Raw genomic sequence first — 16,530 nt, 5'->3', positions numbered from 1 at the left:
TATCAGATTTTTCTGTTATAATTAAATTGAATAAGGAATAAACCCAAACAAACTTTCTCAATATGCTTATATGAAATATTAAAAGGAATCAATATAAAATTATCGAATCTTATTCACTAAAAGGAGTGGATTCGATGGAAATGTATCAATGGCTAATCGCTGTTCTCGTTGGTGGCATTACTGGCTTCGTTTCCCATCTGATCAATAACCAAGGCAAGTTATTGCTTCCACGCCGTTTAAAAACTTTTTTTCATTTTGGATTTTTAACTGATATTTTTACAGGTAGCCTCGCCGCACTTCTTGGACTCGTTTTATTCGATGTCACCTTAATAAAAGAAATTATAAAAGTCTCCATTGTGACCGCTATTTCCGGTCAAACGTTTTTACTTCACCAAGCTCTTGGTGGTGAACAGGCTAAAAATACGCAAATTGGGAAAGCTGATGAGAAAATTCAAGAAATTGACAGACTATTACGACGTTAATCTATACTTTCTTTAAAAATTATTGTTATAATGAAAAATAAATATTTTCTATTGCGTCGTTTGTCAGAAGAAAGGGTGTTTCGTATGACAAAAAAGAAAATAGAAGATTTCTTAACAAACACCGAAAAAGAGGAACTGCTAGAAAACTATAAATGTTTACGAGAAGCCCGCACAAAAAGCGAAGCTAACTATTTTGGTGAAGCAGTAAACCATCTATTAAATAAAGCAAAACAACGAATTATTAAAGATGCAGGCATACATGATGAAAATGCAGCAACTGTTCAATCAAAGAGAAAAGCACTGTTTTAGCTAAAACAGTGCTTTTTATTACGGCATTTTTCACATTACTTTCACATCTATTTCACAAATATACGTACTCCAGTATGGTAAGCTAAGTTTATCCTTTTCCAAGGAACTATATGCCGATATATAAATCCCTATCTCTTTAGGGATTTTTTATTTTTTGGATTTCCCCGATTTATTTTTAAAGGCTTTATGATGCAATTTCTGTTTCACTATCTTCATTAAGCCTTTCGCTTTTTCTAAACAAAAATAAAGCTCCTATATATAGTAACGCAGTAAAACTACCTACAAGTATAAAATTGTGAGATGCTGCAAATAACATTCCTGCTATTGCCGCTCCAATCATTTGGCCAATATACATAGAAGCATTAGCAAGAGCGGCTCCTGTTCCTCTTGCTATAATAGACATATTTTGTAAGCGCCCCATCATCAATACAAACAAAATTCCTGTCACAAAAAATAAAACAAAGAAAAATAACTCTACAAATATAATGTTCTTTAAATGAGGAAGTATGACATATAGCACTGCTGTAAATACAATTCCACCATAGAAAGAAATGTTATAACCAATTTTATTTACGATTCTCGGCCCAAAAATGTTACCGGTTAAATTTCCCAATCCTAATACGAGCATAGCTGTACCTACTTCATGAACTTGTAAGCCAAATTGACTGGAAAGCCACACACCAAAGAATGAAAATGCTGCAAAATTACCAGTTTGAAAAACAAAATATGCAAAATAAGAACGTGAAACCTTTGAATCTCTAAGTAATTGCTTATAGCGCTTTAATATATTTTTTTCATTTCCACCTATTTGAACTGGTTGTATTTCTGGTAATGTAACATAAATAAGAACGACAAGTAGTGCTGATAATATACTAATGACGAAGAATGGTGTTGTATAATGTATCGTTGCTAAATATGCTCCAATTGGCAGTCCTAAAATTTGGGAGATTGATAACCCTGCTGTTGCAATTCCAATTGCTTTTACAATTTGCTTCTTCTCTATAAGGAGCGGAATAGATGCCCATACTTGTGGAGATACAAAAGCTGCACTTACACCTGCTAAAAATCTAAATGTTAGCATCCATAAAAAACTCGGTGCCATTCCACACAAAAATGTACTTAATGCAAAAAAACTCATTCCTAATACCATCACTTTTTTTCTGTTTAAGCCATCTGATATAGGACCAGCGATAAGCGCAAATCCAGCGTATCCTAAAGCATATGAACTCACCATCCATCCTGATAATTCAGTTGATACATGATAAACCTGTTGTAATGTCGGCAAAAGTGGTGAAATTAAGAACGTATCTGTACCAATCATAAACATTATCGTAAAGAATACAGCTAGTACTCTTTTCATTTATATCTTCTCCTTTTATATAAAAAGAGGGAACTATCCCTCTTTTCAACTAAGCTTCTAAAATAGATTCAATCTCTTTCATAACCTTCTCATTCAATGAAACTTCCACCGCCCTTACACTTTCTCTTATTTGTTCTGCTCGCTTCCCACCAGGAATAACAGTATCAATTCCTTTTTTGTTTAATAGCCATGCTAACGCTAAGTGAGATACTTCAATATTCTTTTCTTTAGCTAAGTCTTTTAACTTTTCCACTTTCTTAAAGTTACTCTTATATGTATTTTCTTCAAATAGATTTACACTTTGGCGCCAATCGCCTTCTTTTAATTTAAAATCTTCTGTATATTTACCACCTAATATTCCGAAAGCAAGAGGTCCATATGGGATAAATGAAACGCCCGCTTCAATACAATAAGGTAACAGTTCTTCCTCTGCAGTGCGATTTAGCATATTGTAAGGCGCTTGTACAACATCTATATCTCCATATCGATTTGCTTCTTTTAATTGTTCTACACTTACATTTGAAATCCCAATTGAACGAATTTTCCCCTCTTCTTTTAAACGGATAAGCTCTCCAATTGAATCTATGTAACTTGTTTCAGAGTTTGTAAAATGTAAATAATATAAATCAATATAATCTGTCTGTAATCTTCTTAAACTATTCTCCACAGCATTTCTTAAATAGCTTGGTTCATTATTAATATGAACCTCTCCATTTAATAACGGCTGTATTCCACCTTTTGTAGCAAGTACAACTTCTTGGCGTTTTCCTTTCAATACTTCTCCTACCAATTCCTCTGATCTACCGAAACCGTATGAATCCGCTGTATCAAAAAATGTAATCCCTTGCTGGATAGCTTCTTCTATTAATCGTTTTCCTTCTACCTCATTCACATCAACATATAAATTATGCCCCCCTACAGCGTTTGTTCCTAACCCCAACTTCGAAATATTTAGTCCTGCCTTTTGTAATTTTGTATACTTCATTTTTTCTCCCCCTATATTTCTATTGTTCGAATATATTCGAACAATAGAAATATACCACTTTATATGTTATAGTGCAAACTATATTAACTTATACAAGCAGGTGAAAAAATGCGTACTCTCTATCATCCAAACCGAGAAGAAATTCAATTCTCTTCTGTCTTATACGCACTTAGCGATCAAATTCGTTTACAAATTGTAACTATGCTATTAGAGAAAAACGAACAATCTTGTGGTGCGTTAAACATTCCAATTGCGAAATCAACTTTATCTCACCATTTCAAAGTGTTACGCGAATCTGGTGTTATGTATACACGCCTTGAAGGCACACAACGTTTCATTTCAATTCGTGAAGATGACTTAAATGCTAGATTCCCCGGTTTATTAGACGTCGTAATACATGCAACAGAACCATACTAAAAAACATCTCATATAAATATGAGATGTTTTTTAGTAATTACTATTCTTTTAATAAATCTATTAATCCATTCCCTTCAGATGTACGTTCATACCCTAAAGGTACAGTCCTTTTTATAAGTTGCGCGTATATTTCTGGCTCTGATAATTTTCTACCATACTCTCTTTCACACTGCTTTATGAGAAGCGCTAGCGCCCCAGCGACATGCGGCGTCGCCATTGAAGTACCACTTAATACTGCATATTTCCCCTCTGGATACGTAGACAGTATTTCATCACCTGGCGCTACTAAATCAATTTCTTGATTTGAATTACTAAAGCATGAAATTTTCCGCTCTAAATTAACAGCACCTACTTCAATTACTTCAGAATAAGCACCTGGAAAATCTAATTCTTCAGTATCATCGTTACAATCTCCATCATTTCCTGCAGCGCACACGACAAGTACGTCTTGTTTTACCGCATTTTGAATAGCTTCATGTAATTCTGGTACATCTTGCGGACCACCAAGTGACATTGAAATAATTCTCACTTTCTCTTTATTCGGTCCTCTCCAATTTACAGCATAATGAATGGCCTCAATAATTTGCTCATAACTTCCAGAACCATCTCCAGCTAATACTTTTAAAACTAACATTTTAGAAAGTGGTGCGACTCCTAAAACACCGACACCGTTTTCAGTCGCTGCAATCGTCCCCGCTACATGAGTACCATGCCCATTATTATCAAGATAAATTTTCGGATTTCCTTCATAATCTTTCGTGAAATTTCTCCCACCAATAATACGATCTTTTAAATCTACATGATTTACATCACAACCTGTATCTAAAACAGCAACGACAATGTCTTTCCCTTTCGCGCTCTTTTCCCATACTTGCGGAGCATGAATCAGTTGTACACCTGGTGGAATTTCATTTACTTGTTCAACCACCTTATTTACAGTAAACGGAATTAATTGTATACCTTTTTGTTTATTCGCTGTACTACTATTCATCGTAATCCCTCCTGAAAATGTATTATTTTCATTTTAGACCACTATTGAATACGTTTATATTTAACATTCGTTTTATTCGTTCCATTTCCCTTCCTCTCAAATGTTTCTCAATAAACAAAAGAAAAGGACCCATTAAATGGTCCTTTTATTTTTCAGTTTTACAATAGAATAATATAAAGTGAAACTATAATCAGTGGGGGGTGTCATCCCCACTGATTATTAGTTGAACCAATCGGGCGTTTACGGGCAGTCCGGCTCCCACCTAACTTCCTTGCTTCAGCCGAGTTTTGAGGTGGGAGTTTTACTGCCCACAAATAGCGGGATAAATTAAGACTAAATCTCACTCTTTTTCAAAAACTGCTCAATTTCTTTTATTACATGTTTTGCGCCTTCTATACTAACAGTAATGTTTCCATTTGCTAATGAAATATTTTGATTTGAAACATCACCTGTTATTTGACAAGCATTGTATGGTTGATATTTTTGTAAAATGACTTTGTCTCCTTCTACAAAAATTTCAAGTGGTGATTTGATTTGTATTCCTAATACATCTCGTAATTCTTTAGGAATAACTATCCGTCCCAATTCATCTACTTTTCGAATAATTCCTGTTGCTTTCATGTTACTCCCCCCTTACTCTCTATTATTTTTTTCACCTCGCTATTTTCATTTTATCACTATATATTTGGTAATGGCTTACTCTTTTTAGAAAATATAGTACAAAAGTTAAAAAAACACATTTAACGAATATTCAATCTTCCTTTCAATTGTTTTAAATAACGAGCTCTTATAATGACGAAATATAAAACTTGAATACTTACAAAGATACTTAATACAATTGTATTCTCTTTAAACAGTGAGTACTCAAACATTTGTCCTAACGCAGTTAATGCTACTGCCCCATGTAATGTTGCAACTCCAACTGGAACGAAGAATAAAAGCGCTAAGCGGATTGTGACTACTTTCGATAATTCGCCTCTCGTCAATCCAACTTTTCGAATCATTTCAAATAAACGAGTATCGTCCTCCAAATCAGAAAATAAGCGGAAGTAAAGGAAGCTTCCTGCACAAACAAAAAATACAATACCAATAAAGAAACCTACAAATAAAATGGGTCCTGCAATTTGTAAACTTTGATTTTGATCGTACTCTTCTGCACTAAACGTTGCATGTTCTTGATAGGGCTTAATCTGATGCGTAAGCTCTTTACCAACCTCAATTTCATCTTTCATTCCTTTTGTTTTATACATATAATCTTTTTCTTCTTTAAATCCATCTTGTAATGTATCATATTGATTTTTAGAGATTACATAAACATTCCCTCTTAGTATTTTACTTAATGAAGAAGTATTAACTTTTTTCACCTTTAAGGGCTCATTGGCATTTGGGAAAGAAATTTCTTTTCTTTCCTTTATCGGTGGCCCTGGTATTTCTACTGACAGAAATAGGGCTTCTTTGTCTGATAAAGTATTAAACGGTTCCCCTGTTAACTTCGCATACTCCTTATAATCCGATTCTTTTATAAAAACAGCACTTCTTAGCGATTGTTCTTCCGTTTTCTTCGATGAAATATGTACTTTTGAAGCTGCTATATTATGTTTCTTTAATCCTTCGTCAATCATCTTCAAATGCTGTGATTCATTACTATTTCCTTGCTTAGAGTGGTAATGAAACGCAATTGGTCTCTCCATAATTCCTTTCGTCATTGATGCGAAACCAACTAATGTACCTATTGCTGAAAATGCTACAGTTGAAATAATAGTTACAATAAAGAACATCCTTGCATTATCTCTCATACGGTATGCTAAATCTGACAAAGTAATAATATTTGTCTGTGTCCAATAGAAACGTTTACTTTTTTTACATAGTCTAATAATAAAGACACTCAACTGCTTGTACAGCAAATACATACCAATAATGACTACCGTTGTAACAGGAATCATCATCACAAATACCATTGCACCATGTGACATAAGCGCTCCTGCATAACCCGCACTAAGCAATACTACTGCTAATATAGAAGAAATTATAGATGCCTTCGGTTCTGGCTTCGCCTCTGCTGATCCTCTAAACAATTTCATAATTTTATTTTTACGAACCATTCCTGCACTGAACAATGAAATAATCATAAATAATAGGAAAAACATAATACTCGTTACAACAATCGCTTTCATCGGTATGTAATAGGATAAAGAGATATCTAGTTTCAATATCATCGGGGCTACAAATATTAATATTCCTGAAAATAACATACCTGACAGAATCCCGAAAATTATTGCCCCTATTCCAATCATGATATTTTCAAAGAAGATAAGACGCTTTAATTGATATTTCGTCATACCTAGCATCATTAAAATTCCTAGTTCACGCTTTCTCGTTTTTAAAAACATGCCCATGGAATATAAAATAAAGAAGAATGTAAATAAGTAAATAATAGACTGTGCAAAAGACATACTGACGAATACGTACTGTCCTAATTCTCCCGCACTTAATGCTGGATGGAACGCAAAAAATGAATACACAAAAAAGGCCATAATAGCAAATGCACTACTCAAAAAATATGCTGAATATGTTCGTCTATTTCGCGTTACATTTCGAAATGCAAGTTCTCTAATGTTCATACTACTTCTCCGCCCTTCTACTAACTATGCTTTTTTATATTAGTAAAATCCGGAAATACCTTCCATCGATTCAAATGACAAAAACCTTACATTATTGAAAGGTTTAAAAAAATTGCTTATACAAAACAGTTTATTTATAATAACTTCATTCATATTCATACACGCATCCTATTGTATATTCGTTAGTTTTGCGAAATAATAAAGGATAGAAGTATGTACCAATATACATATAAACTTATTTACTGCTTTAAAACGAATAGGAGGAAAACATAATGACATTACAAGAACAAATTATGAAAGCATTACATGTTCAGCCTGTAATTGATCCGAAAGCAGAAATCCGTAAACGTGTTGATTTCTTAAAAGATTATGTGAAAAAAACTGGTGCGAAAGGATTTGTACTTGGAATTAGTGGTGGACAAGACTCTACATTAGCTGGACGCTTAGCTCAACTTGCAGTTGAGGAAATTCGTAATGAAGGTGGTAACGCAACGTTTATCTCCGTACGTCTTCCGTACAAAGTACAAAAAGATGAAGATGATGCACAATTAGCATTACAATTTATCCAAGCTGATCAATCTGTTGCATTTGATATCGCTTCAACAGTTGATGCTTTCTCAAATCAATACGAAAACTTATTAGGCGAATCATTAACTGATTTCAATAAAGGGAACGTTAAAGCGCGTATCCGTATGGTTACGCAGTATGCAATTGGTGGACAAAAAGGTCTACTTGTTATCGGAACAGATCATGCTGCAGAAGCTGTTACAGGATTCTTTACAAAATTCGGAGATGGTGGTGCAGATTTATTACCATTAACAGGTTTAACGAAGCGCCAAGGACGTGCTTTATTACAAGAGTTAGATGCAGACGAGCGACTTTACTTAAAAATGCCAACAGCTGATTTATTAGATGAAAAACCAGGTCAAGCTGATGAAACAGAATTAGGTATTACTTACGATCAATTAGATGACTATTTAGAAGGTAAAGCAGTTCCAACTGACGTTGCTGAAAAAATTGAAAAACGTTACACAGTAAGCGAACATAAAAGACAAGTACCAGCATCAATGTTTGATGACTGGTGGAAATAGAACATAAAAAAGAAGCTAATCTCATTAGCTTCTTTTTTATGTTAACGATATACTCCTACCCTTTTCTCTAATAGATCCTGCAAGCAATCTTCATGTTGTTTATTAAACAATGGCGGCATTTTGTCTAACGGGAAAAACTTCAGATCTAATGTTTCATCGCCGTCTATTTTTTTATTCCCTCCAACGATTGAAAACTTAAAGAATATTACAATTGCCTGTGCCTGATCTCCATTCGGATATTTTTGAAAATATTTCGTATACACACCAATGAGCTCATCAATTTCCACATCATATCCTGTTTCTTCTTTAATTTCTCGAATCGCAGTTTCTGCAGCAGATTCCCCAATTTCCATTGCACCGCCCGGAAATCCCCAAGCATTAAAGTCTCCTCTTTTTTGCAGAAGCACTTCACCAAGTTCATTAAATACACAACCACCTGCAAAATTCAAAATAACATAATCATGCCCTACTTTTTCACGTAATTCTTTTATATAATTAGCCATCTTCTTCCCCTTTTCATACATCTTCTATCGCTATTTCTTATCTTTTTCAAGCAATTCAATAATTCGATCTAGCTTCTGGTTCATATTGATCACATGTTGTTTTTTTTGCAGCGCTGTTTTGCAATAACCTTCTAACAAACAAAGTAAATGATAGGAAAAACAAAACGATAAGTCCGATTACTAAACAAGTATATATCAATGTAAATATATTACTTTCGAACAAATTCATTCAGATTCCACATCCTTCCTCTTTTATTTTATCCCATAATTCTGATTTTTTAAAGTAATACATAATAAAAAGAGCACCTTTTACAGATGCTCTTTTTCATTGCTTAATACGTAAATGTAATTGTCGCTAATGAATAACCTGCCATTGCACTATATGGCGCAACTTGATAAGATACACGCTTTGCACCTTTTGGCCAAGTTATTTCATCTAGTACTTTCTTTATATCTTGCATTGTTCCATCCATGGACTGCTTATATCGTACTTCTACCTTTTCTGGCTTAGAAGCGAATTGTTGCTGTAATTTTTTCTTAAATTCACTGTAATTTTCTGCCCCGTATTGTGCAGACAAATATTTTAAATTTGTTTCTTTTAACATCTGTTCATATACAGCAGTTTTTGAACTACCAGCTTTTATTTTGTTCGTTAATTCACCAAAGTAACTTGTAGTTGCTGCTGGATATTTACTACGATCCCATTCATGGTCTTTACTTAATTGCTCGTCAGACATATTAAAATATGAATATGTCACACGCCCAGCTTTATCTGGCACTGGATCATCGAATGTAGTATCAAGGTGGTACCACTTGTTGTCAATGTTCACTAAATTCCATGCGTGAGCTTGTCCATTTCCTGTACCTGTTACAATATGATTTTGAATACCTGCTTCTTTTAGTAACTCATATGTTAATAATGTATATCCTTGGCAAACTGCAGAACGATTCGCTAACGCTTCATATGCTGTATACGCTTGATAAGACGTATCATAAGATACATGTTTTACAACGTAATCATGAATAGCCTTTACTTTCTCATGCTCATCCATTCCTGGTTTTACAATTGAACCGATAATTGCTTTTGCCTGAGATTTTACATATTGTGTTTGCTCTTTTGATTCACGGTATTTCACTTGCAGTGTAAACGTATAGTTCCCTGGTAACCCTTTAATAGAATATTTAGTAGACGCTACATTATATTTTACATACTCATCCGCATCTACAATTTTATTATATTCTTTGTATAATCGGTCCATAACATCTCTAGCATTTCTATCTTTTGTTTTATATGCGATTGTAATATTTTCATCTCGATTATCAATCTGTTTTTTTAATTCTTTTCTGAAATCATTTAACAACTTTGCATCTGATTGTGTTGTCACTGTAGTCGGATTCGTAGCCGCATAAGATACAGCTGACGCCTGTAAGCCTCCCATTACTATAGTTGAACAAAGTGCGGCAGCTGTCACATACTTACTTGTCTTTCCCATCTTGTCACTCCTTACATTCTATAACTATACGAAAAAGTATCGTATAGTTTCAGAGTATACAATACTTTTCAAAATAGGTCATATGAGATTATGCATATTTAACATTGTAAAAAGGTTGCTCTTTTTACAAGAACAACCTTCTTCATTAACAAGTTTGTAACACACAGCATGCATTTTCAAAACGTCGATTTTTTAAATCTTCATTTCCAATACAGAAATAAAGCATCCCTAAATCTCCCCACATCATATTACAATTTTTAGTATCTGAATCAATTTGGAATAAAAGCGTCATATGCTGTGGATCTATCCCCATATATTTTCCAATCACGTACAATACCTCATCTTGTACAGAGAATGGCTCACCAAACATTTGATGATTATCATAGTTGTCTGGAATTAGCTCCTCCAGTAATTGCAAGAAACGATCTGAATCAGCCTCATCTTCAATGAAAAGCTCTGGCAATTTATATGTGAGTTTAAAAGTAGTTGCACACTGGTTATAATTCGTTTGCAATTCATCTGCTCTTCGTAATTGCTCTACAGGAACATCATAATAAAGTACACGCCCCGCTTCAGTTGGATTCACATCTTCTTCAAAGTATTTTTCAATGCTAAAGAAATATAACATCCCTGTCTTAGGAAGATTGTGATCCATACCAACGTTTTGTAAATCACTTAAATTAAATTGTGCGATAAAATGTAACGGATTTCCTTTATACATTGGATATTCAAATGTATCCGGTAAATCAGGAACTCCCCCCATTTTCGAACTACCTATCGCAACCGTTTCTTGCTGCTCGGGCACAACTTTTACACAAGGAAATACAGTATTAATAAGTTCCTCTTTTAAATGTGTCAGTCCATATTTATCAATTAACACTTCAATTTGCTGTCTCATAAATTCTCCTTACATTTACATACTTATTTGTATCATAGCACAAAGATTATACTCCATTCATTGTAAAATCAACAAGCCCTCCAAAAAACGGGCTTATCCCTCGTACGCGAACAAGTTTAAAAAAGCATAGTATACATTGTTCCTACAAACACGATAGTTCTTTATTTCTTCCAGTACATTTTCCCCTCGTTCATTTTTATTTTTAATTTAAGGAGGAATTCCACATGGGTTACGGATATAGTTGCGGCGGTTACGGCGGTGGTTACGGTTACGGCGGTAGTTGTGGTGGATGTGGTTATGGAGGTTTCGCTTTATTAATCGTTTTATTTATCCTTCTAATCATCATCGGCGCTAGCTGTTGGGGCGGCTTTGTAGGCTGCTAGTAAACTTAAAAACTATTGTAAAAAAGCACGTACAATACGTGCTTTTTTGCCATTTTTAAATCTTTTATTCGAAAGGAAGTATGATTGATGAAGATTGATGGTGTTTTTGAAGGAGGCGGTGTACGCGGAATTGCGCATGTAGGGGCAATTTGCGCGTTAGCTGAAAAAGGCTATGAATGGGAGCGGGTAGCTGGAACATCAGCTGGTTCAATTATCGCAGCGCTCCTAGCAGCAGGATATTCTTGTTCAGAGTTAAAAACGATTATAACTGATATTGATTATAATACATTTACGAAGAGAACCTTTATTGACAGAATCCCGTTTATCGGCAAAGGATTAAGCGCATGGACCACTCTTGGTATTTACTCTAATATTTTTATAGAAGAATGGATTGAAGAATTACTTCGAAAGAAAGGAGTTCACTTATTTACAGATTTACCTGATTTAAATAAGCTTAAAATCATCGCTTCTGATATAAGTAATGGTAAAATGGTTATCTTCCCCGATGATTTGCCGAACTATGGATTTTTAAATTATCGCTTCTCTATTGCTAAAGCTGTAAGAATGAGTAGTACAATCCCCTTCTTCTTTGAACCCGTAAAATGGAGAACACCAAAATGGAAGCAGCCTTGTTATATGGTTGATGGAGGGATTTTAAGCAATTACCCAATTTGGATTTTCGACTCACCTACCTCTCCTCGCTGGCCGACTTTTGGGTTTCATTTTGTAAAAGATGAGATTCAAGCTGATCCTGCCCACTATAACGAGCCTATCTCCATGTTCAAAGGACTATTTAAAACAATGATGCAAGCCCATGATTTACGTCATTTAGACAAGGAATCTAAAGCAAGAACGATTACAATTCCAACGGGATCCATTACAAGTACAAACTTTGAGTTAACAAAGGAAGAAAAAGAGTGGCTTTACAATTCTGGTTATAACGCTGCAAATAAGTTTTTACAATCTTGGAACTTCAGGCAATATATTGATGAATATAGAAACGGAAATCAGGACCGAAAAACAAATCGGTATTTCCGTCAACTTGACTCATAATACTATTATTTTTCATACGAGAACACGTAACGCTTTCAAAAAAAATAAGCCTAGTAATATCATATATTACTAGGCTTATTTACTTCTTGCATAATTATTATACGTTGCTTACGGATAAGTTAACCCTTCAGCTTCCTCCGCAGTAATAACTGTGTATCGATTTCCCGTTCGTAATCCTAACAATTCTGCTTTTTCAATTGCATCCTGCTTCGTCTCCGCATAAGCAGCTAAATATTTATCCCCATCGATAATTTGGCAAATTACATATTGTTTCATTATTTTCTCCTCTTACATTTTCATTAGTTGTGCAAGTTTTTTTATACCTATTTCAATTTCTTCTAACGTTGCGTATGAATATGATAGGCGCAAAAATTGGTTTGCACTTCTATCATACAAAGTACCTGGATTTAATAAAATCTTTTCTTGCAAAGCTTTGTCAAATAAGCTACGGTTCGAAACGGGTACATTCATATGTAACCAAATATAAAAACCACCTGCCGGTTCATACCATGTTGCTATATCATGACAATATTTCTCTAACATTTGTAACATAAAATCTCTGCGCTTTTTCAACTTAATTCTTACAAACTGTAAATGTTCATCATACAATCCATTTGTAAACCATTCCGCTGCAATTTGCTGGGATATAGAACTTGAACCATAATCTGTTTGCATTTTTATGTCTGCCAATCTTTGAATGACTGGCTCAGGTCCAACAATCCATCCAATTCTTAATCCTGGACTAATTACTTTAGACATACTCCCTATATGTAGTATAATTCCGTTTTTATCATATGCCTTTAAAGGCTTTGAAACAGGCTCATCAAACCATAAGTCTTGGTACACCGCGTCCTCTATAATAGGCAATCCAATTTCATTACAGATTTCCATCACTTCTATTCGCTTCTTCGCATTCATACTAAAGTTCGTCGGATTATGAAAAGACGGGATTGTATATAAAATAGATGCATTAAATTGCTTCTTATATTTCGTAATATATGATGCATTTAAACCATTCTCATCCATTGGTATTCCAATTAAACGCATTCCTGCTGATTGAAATACATTAAGCGAATATAAATATGATGGTTTTTCTAATAAAATTGACGCTCCTTTCGGAAGAAGCCCCATAGAAATAAGTTGCAGTGCTTGAATTGCCCCTGAAACAATTAAAATAGAGTCAGGAGATACATATACCCCATGCCCTTTTAAATATTCCGCAATTTTTTCTCTTAAATAAAGATTTCCTTTCGGTTCCTCATACCCAAGTGTAACATTTGATTGTAAAATTTTATTAATAACTTCCTTCATCTTTTTTTCAGGTAAGAGGCTCGGCGCGAGCTCACCTGTTCCTAATCGAATTACATTGGGAGTAAATTCAGCTTGATTAATCTCTTGTACAGCAGGAAGATTTGGATAATGAAGCCCTGTTTCCACATAGGACCGCCAGTTAGGAGGGGGTGCATATGTGGCAGTACTCTCACTATTATTTATAACAATTGTTCCCTTCCGGCCATTCCCCTCAATATACCCTTTTGCTACTAATTCATCGAAAGCCATTACAATTGTACTTCGATTTACTTCAAACACATGCGCCAAATCTCTTTGTGAAGGTAATTTAGTTCCAACTGTCCATTCCCCATTAACAATTCTTTCTTTTATATAAGATTCTATTTGTTTATATAATGGAATAGGTGAAGACATATTAGGTTTCCAAACTAACCTTTCCATCATATCACCTCACATTTTTTTGGTTGGTAACCTATCCAACCATATGGATGGATACAAACTTTCATTTCTTCTATACAATATACACTATCATAATTAATCACATTAAGTAGGAGGTAATATGATGAATGAAGCAATTATTCACGGTATCATCCTTGCATTTGGTCTAATTATTCCATTAGGTGTCCAAAATGTTTTTGTCTTTAACCAAGGTGCGAGCCAACCAAATATTTGGAGAGTAGCCCCTGTAGTATTAACTGCCTCTATATGTGATACGTTGCTAATTTTAATTGCTGTACAGGGTGTCTCCCTAGTGCTCCTAACTTTCTCTTGGTTAACAACCACCTTGTATTTGATTGGATTTTTCTTTCTTATGTATATGGGCTGGGTTATTTGGAGAAGCGATCCTTCAAATGATGTAAAACAAGAAAAAAGTATGCCTTTAAAAAATCAAATTATTTTCGCAGCATCGGTTTCATTACTCAATCCACACGCAATTTTAGACACAATTGGTGTAATTGGAACAAACTCTATCCAATACATAGGAAGTGAAAAATGGGCTTTCACTTCTGCAACTATTATCGTTTCTTGGATTTGGTTTATTAGCTTAGCTTTAGCGGGGAAATTTCTAAAAAGAATAGACTCAACTGGAAAGACAATCTTATTATTAAATAAATTTTCTGGTCTTATCATATGGGGTGTCGCACTTTATATGTTAAAACAAGTTATTTATTCTTAATTAACTAAAGAGAATTGCATGTTACTTAAAACATCATGCAATTCTCTTACAAATTATGAAGTAGGTTCCGATTTCTGTTTTACCGTCTTTGCATCTTTTGCTGGTTTAATCCAAATCATTGCTATAACAGCACCAATACCAGCGAAAATACTTGTTAAATAAAACACTTCATGGTCAGCACCTTTCATGAAAAAAGAATATAGAGGTGGTCCAGCTGCTACACCGATAAATCGCATTGAACTATAAAATGACGTAACCGTCCCCCTTTGTTCCTTTTCAATTCCTTGTGTAATTAGGGCGTCTAAACATGGGAGTGCCATACCAATTCCTATTCCCATAATAACGAGACAAAGAAGTAGTAAATAGATCCCTTTTATAAATAAAGGAATGATGACTGATGCAGCTGCCATTAAAAAACCAATATAAATACACTTCTTCATCATATTTTGATTATCTCCAATTTTTTTACCAGCCATATATGAACTAAGTGACAGTACAAGCAACGGGATAGCAAGTACACACCCCTTCCATATACCATGAATGTCATACTTTGATTCCAGTATAGTCGACAAATAAAAGAGAATTCCGAATAAAATAAGCATAATAATTGCACCTAATACAAAAATGGCAATCAACCATCTTCCCTTTTCTCGAAACGTAGAAAGAATAGATTTTATAAACTCTTTAAGTGGTGGTACTTCTCCTTCTTGTTTCTTTGCCTTTACTAGAACAAGTAATAAAACGATTGATACTACGCATAAAATTGGAATCGCCCAAAATGGTAAGAACCATACAATGGCAGCAAGAGCAGATCCTAAAATAGGGCTCAACACTTTTCCAAATGTATTGGATGTTTCAATGATTCCTAAACCTGTACTAACTTGTTTTTCATCCTTGTATAAATCACCAACACACGGTATAACAACTGGCATTGCACCAGCAGCACCAATACCTTGAATCGCTCTACCGATCAATATCCAAGTGTAGGGATTATCAACTTTCCAAGATACCCAACCAGTTATCGCTCCTCCTATAGCCGCAATCAGCAAACTCGGAACCATTACCATCTTTCGTCCCCATCTATCTGATAAATAACCAGCAATCGGTATAAGTAAAATGGCTACAATAGAGTAAATTGTAATAATCATGGATACTTGAAACGATGAAATATGTAATTTCTTTTCGATAGTCGGTAGGATTGGAATGAGCATTGAATTCCCTAATGTCATAACAAGTGGAACTGATGCAAGCGCAATTAAACAACAGTTTTCTTTTTTTAACATGTTGGCTTCGGAACCTTTCATCATATATTTCTTACCATATAATAGCCCTGCTGGAACGTAATTTTTCATTCCACCAGGGCTATTACATTTTACTACTTCCCATTTACAACAAAAGAAATTGGGGAAAATATAGTATTATTCCTATTCTTTGAATCCAGTTCGCAATATATCCATACCAATTAATTGAAAAAAAA

Annotated in this window: 18 protein-coding genes and 1 pseudogene; 7 read left to right on the top strand and 12 right to left on the bottom strand. The window is 34.4% G+C overall.

Features of this window, described 5'->3' with window-relative positions:
- Positions 1-134 precede the first annotated feature (134 nt).
- The gene (locus MRBLBA3_RS13390) at positions 135-482 is read left to right on the top strand and encodes a DUF4257 domain-containing protein (RefSeq protein WP_363381627.1); all 348 of its coding nucleotides are present in this window, start codon (positions 135-137) and stop codon (positions 480-482) included.
- An 84-nt stretch (positions 483-566) separates the two neighbouring features.
- Complete coding sequence (locus MRBLBA3_RS13385) at positions 567-791, top strand: hypothetical protein (protein ID WP_000162606.1); 225 nt, start codon at positions 567-569, stop codon at positions 789-791.
- Between the two features lie 184 nt (positions 792-975).
- On the opposite strand, the gene MRBLBA3_RS13380 is transcribed toward MRBLBA3_RS13385, so the two are convergent.
- The gene (locus tag MRBLBA3_RS13380) at positions 976-2,151 is read right to left on the bottom strand and encodes an MFS transporter (RefSeq protein WP_363381625.1); all 1,176 of its coding nucleotides are present in this window, start codon (positions 2,149-2,151) and stop codon (positions 976-978) included.
- Between the two features lie 49 nt (positions 2,152-2,200).
- A complete protein-coding gene (locus MRBLBA3_RS13375; RefSeq protein ID WP_363381623.1) occupies positions 2,201-3,136 on the bottom strand; it encodes an aldo/keto reductase in 936 nt (311 codons plus the stop codon).
- Between the two features lie 108 nt (positions 3,137-3,244).
- Between MRBLBA3_RS13375 and MRBLBA3_RS13370 the strand changes: the two genes are divergently transcribed.
- Complete coding sequence (locus MRBLBA3_RS13370; RefSeq protein WP_001259916.1) at positions 3,245-3,553, top strand: ArsR/SmtB family transcription factor; 309 nt, start codon at positions 3,245-3,247, stop codon at positions 3,551-3,553.
- Between the two features lie 40 nt (positions 3,554-3,593).
- On the opposite strand, the gene MRBLBA3_RS13365 is transcribed toward MRBLBA3_RS13370, so the two are convergent.
- The 3 genes from MRBLBA3_RS13365 to MRBLBA3_RS13355 form a co-directional block, all read right to left on the bottom strand.
- The gene (locus MRBLBA3_RS13365) at positions 3,594-4,544 is read right to left on the bottom strand and encodes a serine protease (RefSeq protein ID WP_097811367.1); all 951 of its coding nucleotides are present in this window, start codon (positions 4,542-4,544) and stop codon (positions 3,594-3,596) included.
- 333 nt (positions 4,545-4,877) lie between these two features.
- Positions 4,878-5,165, bottom strand: a complete 288-nt coding sequence (locus MRBLBA3_RS13360) for an AbrB/MazE/SpoVT family DNA-binding domain-containing protein (protein WP_363381621.1) — start codon at positions 5,163-5,165, stop codon at positions 4,878-4,880.
- A 119-nt stretch (positions 5,166-5,284) separates the two neighbouring features.
- The gene (locus tag MRBLBA3_RS13355; RefSeq protein ID WP_363381619.1) at positions 5,285-7,165 is read right to left on the bottom strand and encodes an ABC transporter permease; all 1,881 of its coding nucleotides are present in this window, start codon (positions 7,163-7,165) and stop codon (positions 5,285-5,287) included.
- A 272-nt stretch (positions 7,166-7,437) separates the two neighbouring features.
- Between MRBLBA3_RS13355 and nadE the strand changes: the two genes are divergently transcribed.
- Positions 7,438-8,256, top strand: a complete 819-nt coding sequence (gene nadE / locus MRBLBA3_RS13350) for an ammonia-dependent NAD(+) synthetase (RefSeq protein WP_363381617.1) — start codon at positions 7,438-7,440, stop codon at positions 8,254-8,256.
- Between the two features lie 41 nt (positions 8,257-8,297).
- Here nadE and MRBLBA3_RS13345 read toward each other — a convergent pair whose 3' ends face one another.
- The 4 genes and pseudogenes from MRBLBA3_RS13345 to MRBLBA3_RS13330 form a co-directional block, all read right to left on the bottom strand.
- Positions 8,298-8,759: an NUDIX hydrolase gene (locus MRBLBA3_RS13345; RefSeq protein ID WP_000035008.1), complete on the bottom strand. Its 462-nt coding sequence runs from the start codon at positions 8,757-8,759 to the stop codon at positions 8,298-8,300.
- Positions 8,760-8,789: 30 nt separating this feature from the next.
- Positions 8,790-8,988: pseudogene (locus MRBLBA3_RS13340) on the bottom strand (DUF4083 domain-containing protein).
- A gap of 103 nt (positions 8,989-9,091) precedes the next feature.
- Complete coding sequence (locus MRBLBA3_RS13335) at positions 9,092-10,252, bottom strand: transglutaminase domain-containing protein (RefSeq protein WP_363381615.1); 1,161 nt, start codon at positions 10,250-10,252, stop codon at positions 9,092-9,094.
- A gap of 145 nt (positions 10,253-10,397) precedes the next feature.
- Positions 10,398-11,150, bottom strand: a complete 753-nt coding sequence (locus tag MRBLBA3_RS13330; protein ID WP_363381613.1) for a YwqG family protein — start codon at positions 11,148-11,150, stop codon at positions 10,398-10,400.
- 224 nt (positions 11,151-11,374) lie between these two features.
- Here MRBLBA3_RS13330 and MRBLBA3_RS13325 point away from each other — a divergent pair, with 224 nt between their 5' ends.
- Entirely contained in the window at positions 11,375-11,533 is a 159-nt protein-coding gene (locus MRBLBA3_RS13325) for a YjcZ family sporulation protein (protein WP_000540422.1), read from the top strand.
- Between the two features lie 87 nt (positions 11,534-11,620).
- A complete protein-coding gene (locus tag MRBLBA3_RS13320; protein WP_363381611.1) occupies positions 11,621-12,586 on the top strand; it encodes a patatin-like phospholipase family protein in 966 nt (321 codons plus the stop codon).
- A gap of 108 nt (positions 12,587-12,694) precedes the next feature.
- Here the strand turns inward: MRBLBA3_RS13320 and MRBLBA3_RS13315 are convergent, their stop codons facing one another.
- Positions 12,695-12,862: a DUF3933 family protein gene (locus tag MRBLBA3_RS13315; RefSeq protein ID WP_000816371.1), complete on the bottom strand. Its 168-nt coding sequence runs from the start codon at positions 12,860-12,862 to the stop codon at positions 12,695-12,697.
- Between the two features lie 12 nt (positions 12,863-12,874).
- Positions 12,875-14,320, bottom strand: coding sequence for a PLP-dependent aminotransferase family protein (locus MRBLBA3_RS13310; protein WP_363381609.1), 1,446 nt, complete (start codon positions 14,318-14,320; stop codon positions 12,875-12,877).
- A gap of 118 nt (positions 14,321-14,438) precedes the next feature.
- Here MRBLBA3_RS13310 and MRBLBA3_RS13305 point away from each other — a divergent pair, with 118 nt between their 5' ends.
- On the top strand, positions 14,439-15,053 hold the full coding sequence (locus MRBLBA3_RS13305) for a LysE/ArgO family amino acid transporter (protein WP_363381680.1): 615 nt from the start codon (positions 14,439-14,441) through the stop codon (positions 15,051-15,053).
- A 53-nt stretch (positions 15,054-15,106) separates the two neighbouring features.
- Here the strand turns inward: MRBLBA3_RS13305 and MRBLBA3_RS13300 are convergent, their stop codons facing one another.
- Positions 15,107-16,336: an MFS transporter gene (locus MRBLBA3_RS13300; protein ID WP_363381678.1), complete on the bottom strand. Its 1,230-nt coding sequence runs from the start codon at positions 16,334-16,336 to the stop codon at positions 15,107-15,109.
- Between the last annotated feature and the right edge of the window lie 194 nt (positions 16,337-16,530).

Origin of the sequence: Bacillus sp. LBA3-1-1.1 (assembly GCF_040676495.1) — a bacterium.
GTDB classification, from domain to species: domain Bacteria; phylum Bacillota; class Bacilli; order Bacillales; family Bacillaceae_G; genus Bacillus_A; species Bacillus_A nitratireducens.
The sequence above is the reverse complement of the archived record's forward strand: the minus strand, read 5'-3'. Positions and strand labels throughout refer to the sequence as shown.